The following is a 15368-nucleotide window of genomic DNA, read 5'->3' on the forward strand; positions in this document are numbered from 1 at the left end:
CCCCCGTGGCTGTCGTTGGCCGAAAACCGGCCCGCCGCTCGGGGCGGGCCGGACAGTCGCGAGTGGTGGTTACTCGGCGGACTCGACGATCGAGACGAAGCGCTCCTGCGCGTCCTCCGGCGTGATCGACGGGTCGTTGAAGAACTCGACGAACAGGTCGTTGAGCTGGTTGTTGGTATCCTCGGTGTTCAGCATGTTCACGTCCGGCATCGTGTTGCCGGCCTCGAGGATTTCCAGACCCTTCTTCATGCAGTCGTTGGCCGCGGTCAGGTCGACGTCGCCGCGGATCGGCAGCGAGCCCTTGGCGAGGTTGAAGGCCACCTGCGTGTCGGGGTTCAAGAGGATCCGCGCCAGCGCGTCCTGCGCCGCCTCGGTCTCGGCATCGCCGGTCTCGGGGAAGTAGAAGGCGTCGCCGCCGGTCGAGATCACCTCGTGCACGCCGAGACCCGGAATGCAGGTATAATCCTCGCCCGCGACCTCGCCGGCCACCGCGAACTCGCCCTGCGCCCAGTCGCCCATCACCTGCCCGCCGGCGGCGTCGGTGATGACCATGTTGGTCGCCTGGTTCCAGTCGATCACGTTGGAGCCCTGCGCCATCTCGCGGGCGTCGGCGGCCGCCTGGAAGACCCGCGCCATGGTGTCGCTGGCGGCGAGCTCGGCGTCTTTCTCGCCGTAGATCTGCTCCAGCACCTCCGGCCCGGCCAGCGTGGCCATCAGCACGTTGAACAGGCCCGAGCTTTGCCAGGGCTGGCCGCCCAGCGCCAGCGGCTGGATGCCCGCCTCGCGCAGCGCGTCGCCGGCCTCGACGAACTCGTCCCAGTTGGCGGGCACGTCCAGCCCGGCCTCGGCGAAGGCGTCGTTCGACAGCCACAGCCATTGCCACGAGTGGATGTTCACCGGCGCGCAATAGATGCGGCCGTCCACCGTGCAGGCCTCCAGGAGCGAGGGCGGATTGACGATCTCCTTCCAGCCCTCTTCCTCGGCCACATGGGTCATGTCGCGCAGCAGCCCGGCCTCGATCAGCTCTTCGGCCTGGCGGCCGTGGTTGAACTGGAACGCGCCCATCGGGTCGCCGCCGATGATCCGGCTGACCATCACCGGCCGCGCCGTGCCGCCGCCGCCGGCGATGGCGCCGTCGACCCAGGTATGCTCGGTGTTCTCGTTGAACGCCTCGGCGAACTTGGCCACCGCCGCGGCCTCGCCGCCGCTGGTCCACCAATGCGTCACCTCAAGCTCGGCCGCGCCCGCGCCGACCGGGGTCAGCGCCGTTGCCGCACACAGCATTGCCAGTTTCTTCATTTCGCTTTCCTCCCTGTTGCTAAATCGTTTTCGGAGACCCTATAACGTTTTAGATTTGCATTTCAAGCGCTAACATGACAGAAACTACGGATAGCGCTGCCGCCGTCTGCGCTGTAGACCGCGGCGTCGCGAGCGGCTAGAAAACGCGGGATTGCTGGGGGGTTGGACGGCACGACATGGCCACGGGCGACCGTAAGCAGCCGACGCTCCGAACGATTTCGGAGCTTTCCGGTCTGGCCGTGCCGACGGTCAGCCGCGCGCTTCACGACGCCCCGGACATCGGCGCCGAGACCAAGGCGCGGGTCAAGCGAATCGCCCGCGAGATCGGCTATGTCCCCAATCGCGCCGGGGTGCGGCTGAAGACCGGCAAGACCAACGTGATCTCGCTGATCCTGTCGACCGAGCACGAGATCCTGAACCATACCGCCCGGATGATCTCGGCCATCGCCGGCGGCCTGAAGGGCACGCGCTATCACCTGATCGTCACGCCCTACCGGCCCTCCGAGGACCCGATGATCCCGGTGCGCTACATCGTCGAGACGGGATCGGCCGACGCGGTGATCCTCAACCAGATCGAGCCGCAGGATGCGCGGCTGCGCTATCTGCTGGATCGCGGGTTTCCCTTCGCCACCCACGGCCGGTCGGTCTGGAGCGACCGGCACGCCTATTTCGACTTCGACAATTTCGCCTATGCGCGGCTGGGCGTGTCGCGGCTGGCCCAGGAGGGGCGGCGCAACGTCATGGTCGTCGCCCCGCCGATGGCGCAGAACTATGCCCAGGAGATCCGGGCGGGGATCGAGGCGGCCGCCGCCGCGGCCGGGATCGCCGCGGCGGTCATGCCCGACGCCACCTCCGACGACAGCGCCGCCGAGATCAGCCAGGCCACGGCGACCTGGCTGGCCCGGCATCCGGGGACCGACGGCGTGCTCTGCGCCTCGATGACGGCGGCGATGGCGGTCGTCGCGGCGCTGGAGGCGCGCGGCCGTGTCATCGGCCGCGACGTCGACCTCGTTTCCAAGGAGCCGGCGAACTTCCTGCAACTGTTCCGTCCGCCGATCCTGGCCGTCTCCGAGGACGTCAACCGCGCCGGCGCGTTCCTGGCCCGCGCGGCGATCCGCGCCGTCGAGGCCCCGGACGAGCCGCCGCTGCAGGATATGGAGGTGCCGGACGAGACCTCGTTCCGCACCGGGATGGACTTTCTGAAGCCGGCCTCCTGACCCCGGCCTCGGCGGCGCCACGGCCGGCCGCCCGGGCCGGGGCGGCCCGCGTTTGAGGTTGCCAAACCGAATGCCTTTCTACATTCAGGTAGTAACCGATTGACCCCAACCTTTTACGGCCAGGCGAGGCATTGACATGATCGTTCCGGTTCATCTCTGTGGCGGTTCGGGCACGCGGCTGTGGCCCCTGTCGCGACGATCCTATCCCAAGCAGTTCGTGCGCCTTCTGGGCGACGAGAGCCTGTTCCAGGCGTCTGCCAGCCGGCTGTCGGGCGACGGCTTCGCCGCGCCGCTGATCGTCACCGGCTCCGACTTCCGCTTCATCGTCACCGAACAGCTGCACGAGGCCGGCATCGACCCCGGCGCCATCCTGATCGAGCCCGAGGGCCGCAACACCGCGCCGGCCGTCCTGGCCGCCGCTTTGCACCTGGAACAAACCGATCCCGACGCGCTGATGCTCGTCGCGCCGTCCGACCATGTCATTCCCGACGCCGACGCCTTCCGCGCGGTGCTGGAGGTCGGGGTCGCGGCGGCCGAGAGCGGCCGCATGGTCACCTTCGGCATCGCCCCCGACCGTGCGGAGACCGGCTATGGCTGGCTGGAGCTGGAGACCGCGCCGGACGGCGAGGCGCGGCCCCTGGACCTGATCCGCTTCGTCGAGAAACCCGACGAGGACAAGGCGCAGGAGATGCTGGAGGCGGGCCGCTATCTCTGGAACGCCGGCATCTTCCTGTTCAAGGTCAGCACCGTCCTCGACGCCTTCCGCACCCATGCGCCCGAACTGATGGAGCCGGTGGGGCAGGCGGTGACGCAGGGCCACGCCGACCTCGGTTTCCTGCGGCTCGATCCGGACGCCTGGGCCGAAGCCGACGATATCTCCATCGATTATGCTGTGATGGAAAAGGCCGACAACCTCAGCGCCGTGCCGTTTTCCGCGCGCTGGTCCGACCTGGGGGACTGGTTCTCGGTGTGGCGCGAGATGGAGACCGACGCGCGCGGCGTCGCCCTGTCCGGGCCGGCGCAGGCGATCGACTGCGAGGACACGCTCCTGCGCTCGGAATCCGGCGATCTGGAGATCGTGGGCATCGGCCTGAAGAACGTCCTCGCCGTCGCCACGCCCGACGCGGTACTCGTCGCCGACGCCGATTGCGCGCAGGACGTCAAGAAGGCGGTGGAGCTTCTGAAGGCGAAGGGCGCCCGCCAGGCCACGGCCTTCCCCAAGGACCACCGGCCCTGGGGCTGGTTCGAGACGCTGGTGATGGCCGACCGGTTCCAGGTGAAACGCATCGTGGTGCATCCCGGCGCGGCGCTGTCGCTGCAGTCGCACCACCACCGCTCGGAGCATTGGGTCGTCGTCCACGGCACCGCCCGGGTCACGGTGAACGACACGCAGCAGCTGGTGACGGAGAACCAGTCGATCTATGTCCCCCTCGGCGCCCGGCATCGGCTGGAGAACCCGGGCAAGGTGCCGATGGTGCTGATCGAGGTGCAGACCGGCACCTATCTGGGCGAGGACGACATCACCCGCTACGAGGACATCTACGCCCGCAGCTAGATCGAGGGAGGCGCCGCCATGGCCCCGAAATTCGGAACGAGCGGCCTGCGCGGGCTGGTGACGGAGCTGACCGACGACGTCGTCGCCGACTACACCCGCGCCTTTCTCGCCTCCTGCCCCACCGGCGGCCGCGTCTTTGTCGGCTGGGATCTGCGCCCGTCCTCGCCGCGCATCGCCGCGGCGGTGACGGCGGCGGCCGGGGCGATGGGCCTGCCGGTGACCCGCTGCGGCGCCCTGCCGACGCCCGCGCTGGCGCTGGCGGCCATGGAGGCCGGGGCCTGCGCGGTGATGATCACCGGAAGCCACATCCCCGCCGACCGCAACGGGCTGAAATTCTACCTGCCGACCGGCGAGATCTCCAAGGCGGACGAGGCGCGCATTTCCGCCGCCCTCGGCCCCGGGTCCGGGACCACCCCGGGGACCCCTCCCGAGACCGCCCCCGAAACAGCGCCGGAGGTCACCGACACCGACGAGGCGGCCGGCGACTATGTCGCGCGCTATGCCACCGCCTTCGGCGCCTCGGCGCTGGGCGGGCTCAAGATCGGCGTCTACCAGCACAGCTCCGTCGCCCGCGACATCATGGTGCAGGCGGTCGAGGCGCTGGGCGGCATGGCCGTGGCGCTCGCCCCGTCCGACACGTTCGTGCCCGTCGACACCGAGGCCGTCGACCCGGACACGCGCGGGATGCTGAACGCCTGGTGCCGCGAGCACGGCCTCGACGCCGTGATCTCCACCGACGGCGACGCGGACCGCCCGATGGTCACCGACGCGACCGGGCGTATCGTGCCGGGCGACGTGTTGGGGCCGCTGACCGCCGGCTTCCTGGGGGCCGAGGTGATCTGCACCCCGGTCTCGTCGAACACCGCCGTCGACGGCATGGGCTTTTCCCGCGTGCTGCGCACCCGCATCGGCTCGCCCTATGTGATCGCCGCGATGGAGGATCTGGCCGGCCAGAAGGTCGTGGGCTATGAGGCGAATGGCGGCTTCCTCCTGGGCTTCGCCGCCGCCGCGCCGGCGGGTCCGCTTGCGCCGCTGATGACCCGCGACAGCCTGCTGCCGATCCTGGCGCCGCTGGCCCGCGCCCGGGCCGAGGGCCGGACCCTGGCCGACCTGGTGGCAACGCTGCCCGCGCGCTTCACCGCGGCCGACCGCGTGGCGGGGATCGAGCCCGAGGACTCGGCCGCGTTCCTCGACGGCCTGCGGGGCGACGCCGCCGCCCGCGCCGCCTTCTTCGACACCGGCAGCGACGAGGCGGAGGTCGACGAGACCGACGGCCTGCGCGTCACCTTCGCCACCGGCGACATCGTTCACCTGCGTCCCTCCGGCAACGCGCCGGAGTTCCGCTGCTACGCCGAGGCGGACAGCCCCGAGCGGGCGGAGGAACTGCTTCAGACGCACCTGGCCAAGCTGACAGAACGGCTGGGCTAGCGCCGCGGGCCATCGGCCAACACGATCTTCTAGAAGATCGTGCCACGCAGAATTTTCTAGAAAATTCTGCACCTTAAGAAATCTTCCAGAAGATTTCAGCCAGGCCGCGGCCTACGCCGCGCCGAGCTTCGGAAAGATCTCCTCCACATGCGCCACGATCCAGTCGCGTACCTCGACCGCCGCCGCCGACAGCCGCTGATCGGAGCGTGACAGCACGTACCAGTGCCGCACCAGCGGCAGCCCCTCGGACCTGAGGGCCACCAGCCGCCCCGACTGCAGCTCGTCGGCGACCGTGTGCGCCGAGATGATGGCGATCCCCAGCCCGTTCAGCACCGCCTGCTTGATCGTCTCGTTCGAGGTCATCTCCACCATCGGCACGATCCGTCCCTCGCCGATCTCGTCCAGGAACCGCGTCGCCAGGATGCGCGTGCCGGACCCTTCCTCGCGCATCACGAAGCGCTCGCCCAGCAGCGCCGCGCGCGGCACCTCGTCCAGCGCCGCCAGCGGGTGATCCGCCGCCGCGATCAGCACATGCGGATGCTCGACCAGCGGGATCGCGTCGACCATCGGTTCGCGCGGGGGTCGGCCCATGATGCACAGGTCGAACTCGCCGCGTGCCAGGGCCTCGATGGTCTCGGTCCGGTTGCCGACCCGCAGCGCCACTTCCAGCTCCGGCATCTCCTTCTGCAGCAGCGCCACGATTCGCGGCGCGAAATATTTCCCGGTGCTCACCACGCCCAGCACGACGCGCCCGCTATGCCCCGAATCCAGCGCCCGGATGCGACCGATTGCCCGCTCCAGCGCCGCCTGGATCTCGTCATGCGCCGCCAGTAGCGCACGGCCCTGCGGCGTCGGCGTGTTGCGCTCGGCGCCGCTCCGCTGCAATAGCGGGCTGCCGATCGAATCTTCCAGCGTCTTCAACTGGTTGTGGACCGCCGGCCCGGTCAGGTGCAGCCGCTCCGCCGCCGCCGAGATCGTGCTTTCGGTCACCACCGCCTTCAGGGCGCGCAGCTGCTTCAGGGTGATCTGGCCGATCCGCTTCATTCAGATTTCCTGACGGTTCATGCAGAATTTCTAAATTTCATTACCATTCGGTTTCGCGAATATCCAGTCCTGTCGCCAGGTGCGACTTCGTCGGGAAGAGGAGGTCTCGTCATGCTGCCACAGACAGGCAAAACCGGTGCGGAGATCCCGCAGGCGCTGCAGCCGCCGCTCGCCGCGCTCTGCGCCGTGGCGGCCGACCTGTCCAGCGTCATCAGCCGGGGCGCCCTGGGCGGCGCGCTGGGCGAGACGATCGGCGAGAACACCGACGGCGACGCGCAGAAGGCGCTGGACGTCATGGCGGACGAGGCGTTCGCCGCCGCGCTGAAGGGCACCGGCATCCGCTGGTATGCCTCGGAAGAGCAGGAGGACGTCGCCGAACTGGACCCCGACGGCGCGCTGGCGCTGGCCATCGACCCGCTCGACGGCTCGTCCAATATCGACGTCAATGTCTCCATCGGCACGATCTTCGGCATCCGGCCCGCCGCCGAGGAGGCCGACGAAAGCTTCCTGCGCCGCGGCGACGATTTCCTGGCCTCGGGCTACTTCATCTACGGCCCGCAGACGGCGCTGGTGATCACCTTCGGCGCCGGCGTGCGGATGTTCGTCCTCGACCGCCGCACCGGCCTGTTCGAGGAAACCGACAAGGCCCCCGCGATCCCCGCCGAGGCCAGCGAATTCGCGATCAACGCCTCGAACTACCGCCACTGGTCCAAGCCGATCCGCGCCTATATCGACGACTGCCTCGCCGGGGCCGAGGGGCCGCGCGGCAAGAACTTCAACATGCGCTGGGTGGCCTCGCTGGTGGCCGAGACGCACCGGATCATGACCCGCGGCGGCATCTTCCTGTACCCGGCCGACCAGCGCGCGAGTTACGCGCAGGGCCGGCTGCGGATGGTCTACGAATGCGCGCCCATCGCCTTTCTGGTGGAGCAGGCGGGCGGCAAGGCCACCGACGGCATCCACCGCACCCTCGACCGCACGCCCGACAGCCTGCACGCCCGCACGCCCTTCGTCTTCGGCACCGCCGAGAAGGTGGACCGCGTCACCGTCTATCACGACCTGCCCGAGGCGGAGGTGTCGTCGCTTTTCGGCAACCGCGGCCTGTTCCTCGCCTGAGAAAGAGACCCATGTCCAAGAAACACCCGATCATCTCGGTGACCGGCTCGTCCGGCGCCGGCACCACCACGGTCAAGGCGACCTTCGACCAGATCTTCCGCCGCGAAGGCGTGAAGACGGTGTCCATCGAGGGCGACGCCTTCCACCGCTACGACCGCGCCGCGATGAAGGCCGAGCTCGACAAGCGCAAGGCCGAGGGCGACGAGACCTTCAGCCATTTCAGCTATGAGGCCAACGAGCTGGCGAAGCTGGAGGAGGCGTTCCGCAGCTACGGCGAGACGGGCACCGGCCATACCCGCCACTACGTCCACGACGAGGCGGAGGCCGAACGCTGGGGCGCCGCCCCCGGCACCTTCACCGACTGGGAGCCATTCGAGGACGGCTCGGATCTGTTGTTCTACGAGGGGCTGCACGGCGCCGTGGTCAACGAGGAGGTGAACCTCGCCGCGCTGGCCGACCTGAAGATCGGGGTGGTGCCGGTCATCAACCTCGAATGGACCCAGAAGATCCACCGCGACAAGGCCAGCCGGGGCTACTCGACCGAGGCGGTGACCGACACCATCCTGCGCCGGATGCACGCCTATGTGCACTGCATCTGCCCGCAGTTCTCCGAGACCGACATCAACTTTCAGCGGGTGCCGGTGGTCGACACCTCGAACCCCTTCGTCGCCCGCTGGATCCCGACCGCCGACGAAAGCCTCGTGGTGATCCGCTTCAAGAACCCGCGCGGCATCGATTTCCCGTACCTGATGTCGATGATCCACGACAGCTGGATGACCCGGGCCAACAGCCTGGTGATCCCCGGCGGCAAGATCGACCTCGCCATGCAGCTCATCTTCACGCCGATGATCCTGCGCCTCGTCCACGACTCCAAGCGCGCCTGAGGAGGGAGCTCATGAACAAGATCACCCCGATAGAAACCGCGATGGAGGATCGCATGGCCGACGCCGTCCGCGTTCTGGCGATGGACGCGGTAGAGGCGGCGAATTCCGGCCATCCCGGCGCACCCATGGGGCTGGCCGACGTGGCGACGGTGCTGTTCAACCGCTTTCTCACCGTCGATCCCACGGCGCCCGGCTGGCCCGACCGCGACCGCTTCGTGATGAGCGCCGGCCACGGCTCGATGCTGGTCTACGCGATCCACCATCTTCTGGGCTATGACGACATGAAGATGGACCAGCTGCGCGCCTTCCGGCAGCTGGGGTCGCGGACGGCGGGGCACCCGGAATACGGCCACGCCAAGGGGATCGAGACGACGACCGGCCCGCTGGGGCAGGGCCTCGCCACCGCCGTCGGCATGGCGCTGGCCGAGCGGATGGCGAACGCCCGCTACGGCGACGACCTGGCCAGCCACTGGACCTACGTGCTGGCCGGCGACGGCTGTCTGATGGAAGGCATCAGCCACGAGGCGATCGACATGGCGGGCCATCTCGGGCTGGGCCGGCTGATCCTGTTCTGGGACGACAACCGCATCACCATCGACGGGCCGACCGACCTGTCGACCTCGACCGACCAGCGGGCCCGCTTCGCCGCCGCCGGCTGGCACGTGCAGGCGGTCGACGGCCACGACAAGGCCGCCATCGCCGAGGCGATCCTGGCCGCCCGCGCCGACCGGCGGCCCTCGATGATCGCCTGCCGGACCGAGATCGGCCACGGCGCGCCCAACAAGGCGGGCAGCCACACCGTCCATGGCGCGCCGCTGGGCGCGGACGAGATCGCCGCCACCCGAAAGGCGCTAGGCTGGTCCCTGCCGGCCTTCGAGGTGGACGACGCGATCTACTCTGCCTGGCATGCCGTTGCCGACCGCGGCCGCGCCGCGCGCGAGGCCTGGGCCGCCCGCCTCGCCGGCCATCCCTGCCGCGAGACATTCCGCGCCGCCCACGCCGCACCCGATGCCGCCACGCTCGACGCCGCCCTCTGCGCCTGGAAGGCGCAGTTGTCGAAGGAGGCGCCCAAGGTGGCCACGCGGAAGGCCAGCGAGATGGCGCTGGAGGTGGTGACGGAGTGCCTGCCGACCGCCGTGGGCGGATCGGCCGACCTGACCGGCTCGAACAACACCCGCACCGCGGCGCAGCGCCCGGTGACGCGCGACGACTTCTCGGGCAGCTACATCCATTACGGCATCCGCGAACACGGCATGGCCGCCGCGATGAACGGCATCGCGCTGCATGGCGGCTTCTTTCCCTATGGCGGCACATTCCTTGCCTTCGCCGATTACTGCCGCCCGGCGATGCGGTTGTCGGCCCTGATGGGGGTGCCGGTCGCCTACGTGATGACCCACGATTCCATAGGGCTCGGCGAGGACGGCCCGACCCATCAGCCGGTAGAGACCCTCGCCTCGCTGCGCGCCATGCCCAACATGACCGTGATCCGCCCCGCCGACGCGGTGGAGACGGCCGAGGCCTGGCAGATCGCGGCGACCGCCGCGCGGACGCCGACCGTCCTGTGCCTGTCACGGCAGGGGCTGCCGACGGTGCGCATCGAGCATTCGGACGCCAACAAGACCGCCCGCGGCGCCTACCTCCTGCGCGAACCCGACGGCGAGCGCGACGTGACGCTGATCGCCACCGGCTCGGAGGTGGAGCTGGCGCTCAGGGCGGCCGAGACGCTGAGCGCCGAGGGCCTGACGGTCGCCGTCGTCTCCGCGCCGAGCTTCGAGCTTTTCGCCGCGCAGGACGCCGACTACCGCGCCCGCACCCTCGGCCCCGCGCCCCGCGTCGGCGTCGAGGCGGCGGTCCGGCAGGGCTGGGACGCGATGCTGCGCCCCGACGACGCCTTCATCGGCATGACCAGCTTCGGCGCCTCGGCCCCGGCGGCCGACCTCTACCGCCATTTCGGCATCACCGCCGAGGCCGTCGCCGCTGCCGCCCGCCGCCTCACTGAAACCGCCTGACCGAAACCGCCTGACCGGGAGGACCCACCATGGCACTCATCACCCTGAGGCAACTGCTCGACCACGCCGCCGAACACGGCTACGGCGTGCCGGCCTTCAACATCAACAACATGGAACAGGGCCTCGCGATCATGAGCGCGGCGCGGGCCTGCGACGCGCCCGTGATCCTGCAGGCCAGCCGCGGCGCCCGCAAATACGCCGGCGACATCATGCTGCGCCACATGGTCGAGGCGCTGGCCGCGATGTACCCGGACAATCCGGTCGTGCTGCACCAGGACCACGGCAACAACGACGCCACATGCCTCTCGGCCATCCGGCACGGCTTCACCTCGGTGATGATGGACGGCTCGCTGATGGAGGACATGAAGACCCCGGCCGCCTACGACTACAACGTCGCCATCACCGCCCGCGTGACCACCGCCGCCCACGCGGTCGGCGCCTCGGTCGAGGGCGAGCTGGGCGTGCTGGGCTCGCTGGAGACCGGCGAGGCGGCGGCCGAGGACGGCTCGGGCGCGGAAGGCAAGCTGAGCCACGACCAACTGCTGACCGACCCCGAGCAGGCGGTGGATTTCGTGATGCGCACGAAATGCGACGCGCTCGCCATCGCCTGCGGCACCTCGCACGGGGCCTACAAGTTCACCCGCCAGCCCGACGGCGAGATCCTGTCGATGGAGACGATCCGCCGGATCAACGAGAAGCTGCCGAACACGCATCTGGTGATGCACGGCTCGTCCTCGGTGCCGCAGTACCTGCAGGACCTGATCAACCAGTACGGCGGGCATATGCCGCAGACCTGGGGCGTGCCGGTCGAGGAGATCGAGAAGGGCATCGCGATGGGCGTGCGCAAGGTGAATATCGACACCGACTGCCGCATGGCGATGACCGGGCGGATGCGCAAGGTCGCGCAGGAAAAGCCCGAGGAATTCGACCCGCGCAAGTTCATGATCCCGGCGATGGAGGAGCTGGAGACGCTCTGCCGCGACCGGTTCGATCGCTTCGGCACCGCCGGGCAGGCCGGAAAGATCAAGCCGGTCCCGATGGACGAGATGGCCAATCGCTACGCCGCGGGCGCGCTGGACCCGCAGATCGCCGCGGCCCGCGCCGCCTGACCCAAGGGACCGCTTCTCAAGCCCTTGCGGGCTTTCGTCGCGACGACGGCCCCGGGGGGCCGGAGAGGCGCCCATACCAAGGAGACCGGACATGAACGAGATGAGCAAACCCACCGAGATCCAGGACAAGAAGAAGCGCTATGCCGCCGGTGTCTTGAAATACGCCCAGATGGGCTATTGGGACGGCGATTACGAGCCGAAGGACACCGATGTCCTGGCGCTGTTCCGCATCACCCCGCAGGAGGGCGTCGACCCGATCGAGGCCGCCGCCGCCGTCGCCGGCGAAAGCTCCACTGCGACCTGGACGGTCGTGTGGACCGACCGGCTGACCGCCTGCGACAGCTACCGCGCCAAGGCCTACCGGGTCGAGCCGGTGCCGGGGCAGGAGGGCCAGTATTTTGCCTATGTCGCCTACGACCTGATCCTGTTCGAGGAGGGCTCGATCGCGAACCTCACCGCCTCGATCATCGGCAACGTCTTTTCCTTCAAGCCGCTGAAGGCGGCGCGGCTTGAGGACATGCGCTTCCCCGTCGCCTATGTGAAGACCTTCCGCGGCCCGCCCACCGGCCTGGTGGTGGAACGCGAGCGGCTCGACAAGTTCGGCAAGCCGCTTCTGGGCGCCACGACCAAGCCGAAGCTGGGGCTGTCGGGCAAGAACTATGGCCGCGTCGTCTACGAGGGCCTGAAGGGCGGGCTCGACTTCATGAAGGACGACGAGAACATCAACTCGCAGCCCTTCATGCACTGGCGCGACCGGTTCCTCTACTGCATGGAGGCGGTGAACAAGGCGACGGCGCAGACCGGCGAGGTGAAGGGCCACTACCTCAACATCACCGCCGGCACGATGGAGGAGATGTACCGCCGCGCCGAGCTGGCCAAGGAGCTGGGCAGCGTCATCGTGATGGTCGACCTGATCATCGGCTGGACCGCGATCCAGTCGATCAGCGAATGGTGCCGGCAGAACGACATGATCCTGCACATGCACCGGGCGGGCCACGGCACCTATACGCGGCAGAAATCGCACGGCATCTCGTTCCGGGTCATCGCCAAGTGGCTGCGGCTGGCCGGCGTCGACCACCTGCATTGCGGCACCGCGGTCGGCAAGCTGGAAGGCGACCCGCTGACCGTGCAGGGCTATTACAACGTCTGCCGCGAGACGCATAACGCGGTCGACCTGCCGCGCGGGCTGTTCTTCGAGCAGGACTGGGGCGACATCAAGAAGGTGATGCCGGTCGCCTCGGGCGGCATCCATGCCGGCCAGATGCACCAGCTTCTGGATCTCTTCGGCGACGACGTGGTGCTGCAGTTCGGCGGCGGCACCATCGGCCACCCGATGGGTATCCAGGCCGGGGCGACCGCGAACCGCGTGGCGCTGGAGGCGATGGTGCTGGCCCGCAACGAGGGCCGCAACATCAAGGAGGAAGGCCCCGAGATCCTGCGCGAGGCCGCCAGGTGGTGCAAGCCGCTGGAGGCCGCGCTCGAGACCTGGGGCAACATCACCTTCAACTACACCTCGACCGACACGTCGGACTTCGTGCCGACCGAAACCCCCGCCATGTAACGCGGCCGGGGCGGCGCCGAATTTTCGACGAAAATTCGGATCCCGACCCGGCGACGCCGAAAGGAGACGACAGATGCGTATCACCCAGGGCTGCTTCAGCTTCCTCCCCGACCTCGACGACGCGCAGATCACCGCGCAGGTCGAGTACATCCTCGGCCGCGACTGGGCCGTGAGCCTGGAATACACCGACGACCCGCACCCGCGGAACACCTACTGGGAGATGTGGGGCAACCCGATGTTCGACCTCCGCGACGCCAAGGGCGTGATGATGGAGCTGGACGAATGCCGCAAGGCGCACCCGGAGGCCTATATCCGCGTGCAGGCCTTCGACGACACCCGCGGGTTCGAGACCGTCATGATGTCCTTCATCGTCAACCGCCCGGCCGAGGAGCCCGCGTTCCACATGCAGCGCACCGATCATGTCGGGCGGTCGCAGAAATACGGCTGGGAGGCGCGGTGAGGCCCGTCGGACCCGGGGGGCTGTCTGCCCCCCGGACCCCCCGAGGATATTTTCAACCAGAAGAAGGAGCGAAGCGATGTCTGAGCCGACGGTCGACCTTGCCGCGGAATACGAGACGTCCGGCGTGCGGGAGGTGCTGGAGGAGCTCGATCGCGCGCTGATCGGGCTGTCGCCCGTGAAGCAGCGCATCCGCGAGACGGCGGCGCTCCTGCTCGTCGACAAGGCGCGGCGCGAGATGGGGCTGACGCAGGAGACGCCGACTCTGCACATGTCCTTCACCGGCAATCCCGGCACCGGCAAGACCACCGTGGCGCGGATGATGGCCGGGCTGCTGCACCGGCTGGGCTATATCCGCAAGGGCCACCTCGTCAGCGTCACCCGCGACGATCTGGTGGGGCAGTATATCGGGCACACGGCGCCCAAGACGAAGGAGGTGCTGAAGAAGGCGATGGGCGGGGTGCTGTTCATAGACGAGGCCTATTACCTCTACAAGCCCGACAACGAGCGCGACTACGGCCAGGAGGCCATCGAGATCCTGTTGCAGGTGATGGAGAACAACCGCGACGATCTGGTGGTGATCATGGCCGGCTATGCCGACCGGATGGACAAGTTCTTCGCCGCCAATCCCGGCTTCCGTTCGCGCATCGCGCATCACATCGACTTTCCCGACTATTCCGACGCCGAGCTGCTGCAGATCGCCGAGACGATGCTCGAGGAACAGAGCTATCGGTTCGCGCCCGAGGCGCGGGCGGCGATGGCCGACTACATCGCGCTGCGCCGCGCGCAGCCGCATTTCGCCAATGCCCGCTCGATCCGCAACGCGCTGGACCGCGCCCGCCTGCGCCAGGCCAACCGGCTGTTTTCGGAGGCGAAAGGCCCGCTCGACGCCGCCGCGCTGTCGACCATCGCCGAGCCGGACATTCGCGCCAGCCGCGTGTTCCGCGGAGGGCTGGACCAGGACCGCCCCGTTGCACGGGAGGCCGCCGAATGACCTCCGACCGCAGAATCAAGATCTCCCCCTCGATCCTCTCCGCCGATTTCGCCGATTTCGGCCGCGAGATCCGCGGCATCGAGGACCAGGGCGCAGACTGGGTGCATGTCGACGTGATGGACGGGCATTTCGTGCCCAACCTCACCTTCGGCCCGCCGGCCGTGGCGGCGTTCCGGCCGCACGTGCGCACGGTGATGGACGTGCATCTGATGATCGCGCCCGTCGACCCCTTCATCGAGGCCTATGCCGCGGCCGGGGCCGATATCCTGACCGCGCATGTCGAGGCCGGGCCGCATCCGCACCGCACGCTTCAGGCGATCCGCGCCGCCGGCATGAAGGCGGGCGTGGCGCTGAACCCCGGCACCCCGGCGGCGGCGGTGGCGCATCTGATGGACCTCGCCGACCTGGTCTGCGTGATGACGGTGAACCCGGGCTTCGGCGGGCAGTCCTTCCTCGACATGACCGGCAAGATCGCGGAGCTTCGCACGATGATCGGCGACCGGCCGGTGCATATCGAGGTCGACGGCGGCGTGACGCCCGAGACCGCGCCGCTGGTGACAAAGGCCGGGGCGGATGTGCTTGTGGCCGGCTCTGCCGTGTTCCGGGGCGGCTCGGCCGACGAGCCCGCGGCCTATGGCGCCAATATCGCGTCGATCCGCGCGGCGGCGGAGGGTGCGACCGCCCGCGTCGCCTGA

At 68.9% G+C, this 15368-nt stretch carries 13 protein-coding genes; 11 read left to right on the plus strand and 2 right to left on the minus strand.

Annotated features, from left to right (window positions below; all coding sequences use genetic code 11):
* Positions 1-69 precede the first annotated feature (69 nt).
* Positions 70-1299 carry an ABC transporter substrate-binding protein gene (locus P1J78_RS13085; protein WP_275567816.1) on the minus strand — a complete coding sequence of 410 codons (1230 nt, stop codon included), beginning with the start codon at positions 1297-1299 and terminating at the stop codon, positions 70-72.
* A gap of 176 nt (positions 1300-1475) precedes the next feature.
* Here P1J78_RS13085 and P1J78_RS13090 point away from each other — a divergent pair, with 176 nt between their 5' ends.
* The 3 genes from P1J78_RS13090 (at position 1476) to P1J78_RS13100 (ending at position 5499) form a co-directional block, all read left to right on the plus strand.
* Positions 1476-2516 carry a LacI family transcriptional regulator gene (locus P1J78_RS13090; protein ID WP_275567817.1) on the plus strand — a complete coding sequence of 347 codons (1041 nt, stop codon included), beginning with the start codon at positions 1476-1478 and terminating at the stop codon, positions 2514-2516.
* Between the two features lie 136 nt (positions 2517-2652).
* Entirely contained in the window at positions 2653-4071 is a 1419-nt protein-coding gene (locus tag P1J78_RS13095) for a mannose-1-phosphate guanylyltransferase/mannose-6-phosphate isomerase (RefSeq protein WP_275567818.1), read from the plus strand.
* Between the two features lie 18 nt (positions 4072-4089).
* Complete coding sequence (locus P1J78_RS13100; RefSeq protein WP_275567819.1) at positions 4090-5499, plus strand: phosphomannomutase; 1410 nt, start codon at positions 4090-4092, stop codon at positions 5497-5499.
* A gap of 111 nt (positions 5500-5610) precedes the next feature.
* Here P1J78_RS13100 and P1J78_RS13105 read toward each other — a convergent pair whose 3' ends face one another.
* Complete coding sequence (locus P1J78_RS13105; protein ID WP_275567820.1) at positions 5611-6543, minus strand: LysR family transcriptional regulator; 933 nt, start codon at positions 6541-6543, stop codon at positions 5611-5613.
* 111 nt (positions 6544-6654) lie between these two features.
* Between P1J78_RS13105 and P1J78_RS13110 the strand changes: the two genes are divergently transcribed.
* From P1J78_RS13110 to rpe, 8 genes are all read left to right on the plus strand, one after another.
* Positions 6655-7659: a class 1 fructose-bisphosphatase gene (locus P1J78_RS13110; RefSeq protein WP_275567821.1), complete on the plus strand. Its 1005-nt coding sequence runs from the start codon at positions 6655-6657 to the stop codon at positions 7657-7659.
* 11 nt (positions 7660-7670) lie between these two features.
* The gene (locus P1J78_RS13115) at positions 7671-8543 is read left to right on the plus strand and encodes a phosphoribulokinase (RefSeq protein ID WP_275567822.1); all 873 of its coding nucleotides are present in this window, start codon (positions 7671-7673) and stop codon (positions 8541-8543) included.
* An 11-nt stretch (positions 8544-8554) separates the two neighbouring features.
* Positions 8555-10552 (plus strand): transketolase, encoded by a 1998-nt coding sequence (gene tkt / locus P1J78_RS13120; protein WP_275567823.1) that lies wholly within the window; start codon positions 8555-8557, stop codon positions 10550-10552.
* 29 nt (positions 10553-10581) lie between these two features.
* A complete protein-coding gene (gene fba / locus P1J78_RS13125; protein ID WP_275567824.1) occupies positions 10582-11661 on the plus strand; it encodes a class II fructose-bisphosphate aldolase in 1080 nt (359 codons plus the stop codon).
* 91 nt (positions 11662-11752) lie between these two features.
* Positions 11753-13222 (plus strand): form I ribulose bisphosphate carboxylase large subunit, encoded by a 1470-nt coding sequence (locus tag P1J78_RS13130; protein WP_275567825.1) that lies wholly within the window; start codon positions 11753-11755, stop codon positions 13220-13222.
* Positions 13223-13295: 73 nt separating this feature from the next.
* Positions 13296-13682 carry a ribulose bisphosphate carboxylase small subunit gene (locus P1J78_RS13135; RefSeq protein WP_275567826.1) on the plus strand — a complete coding sequence of 129 codons (387 nt, stop codon included), beginning with the start codon at positions 13296-13298 and terminating at the stop codon, positions 13680-13682.
* 76 nt (positions 13683-13758) lie between these two features.
* Positions 13759-14673, plus strand: a complete 915-nt coding sequence (cbbX, locus tag P1J78_RS13140; RefSeq protein ID WP_275567827.1) for a CbbX protein — start codon at positions 13759-13761, stop codon at positions 14671-14673.
* Positions 14670-15368 carry a ribulose-phosphate 3-epimerase gene (rpe, locus tag P1J78_RS13145; protein WP_275567828.1) on the plus strand — a complete coding sequence of 233 codons (699 nt, stop codon included), beginning with the start codon at positions 14670-14672 and terminating at the stop codon, positions 15366-15368. Before cbbX ends, rpe begins: the two co-directional genes overlap by 4 nt.

Source organism: Psychromarinibacter sediminicola, from assembly GCF_029168335.1.
In the GTDB taxonomy this organism is placed as follows: Bacteria; Pseudomonadota; Alphaproteobacteria; order Rhodobacterales; family Rhodobacteraceae; genus Psychromarinibacter; species Psychromarinibacter sediminicola.

What these genes read in the sequence shown, in the direction of transcription:
- P1J78_RS13085 (WP_275567816.1), bottom strand. Translation starts at nt 1,299, where the DNA reads ATGAAGAAACTGGCAATGCTGTGTGCGGCAACGGCGCTGACCCCGGTC.
- P1J78_RS13090 (WP_275567817.1), top strand. Translation starts at nt 1,476, where the DNA reads ATGGCCACGGGCGACCGTAAGCAGCCGACGCTCCGAACGATTTCGGAG.
- P1J78_RS13095 (WP_275567818.1), top strand. Translation starts at nt 2,653, where the DNA reads ATGATCGTTCCGGTTCATCTCTGTGGCGGTTCGGGCACGCGGCTGTGG.
- P1J78_RS13100 (WP_275567819.1), top strand. Translation starts at nt 4,090, where the DNA reads ATGGCCCCGAAATTCGGAACGAGCGGCCTGCGCGGGCTGGTGACGGAG.
- P1J78_RS13105 (WP_275567820.1), bottom strand. Translation starts at nt 6,543, where the DNA reads ATGAAGCGGATCGGCCAGATCACCCTGAAGCAGCTGCGCGCCCTGAAG.
- P1J78_RS13110 (WP_275567821.1), top strand. Translation starts at nt 6,655, where the DNA reads ATGCTGCCACAGACAGGCAAAACCGGTGCGGAGATCCCGCAGGCGCTG.
- P1J78_RS13115 (WP_275567822.1), top strand. Translation starts at nt 7,671, where the DNA reads ATGTCCAAGAAACACCCGATCATCTCGGTGACCGGCTCGTCCGGCGCC.
- tkt (WP_275567823.1), top strand. Translation starts at nt 8,555, where the DNA reads ATGAACAAGATCACCCCGATAGAAACCGCGATGGAGGATCGCATGGCC.
- fba (WP_275567824.1), top strand. Translation starts at nt 10,582, where the DNA reads ATGGCACTCATCACCCTGAGGCAACTGCTCGACCACGCCGCCGAACAC.
- P1J78_RS13130 (WP_275567825.1), top strand. Translation starts at nt 11,753, where the DNA reads ATGAACGAGATGAGCAAACCCACCGAGATCCAGGACAAGAAGAAGCGC.
- P1J78_RS13135 (WP_275567826.1), top strand. Translation starts at nt 13,296, where the DNA reads ATGCGTATCACCCAGGGCTGCTTCAGCTTCCTCCCCGACCTCGACGAC.
- cbbX (WP_275567827.1), top strand. Translation starts at nt 13,759, where the DNA reads ATGTCTGAGCCGACGGTCGACCTTGCCGCGGAATACGAGACGTCCGGC.
- rpe (WP_275567828.1), top strand. Translation starts at nt 14,670, where the DNA reads ATGACCTCCGACCGCAGAATCAAGATCTCCCCCTCGATCCTCTCCGCC.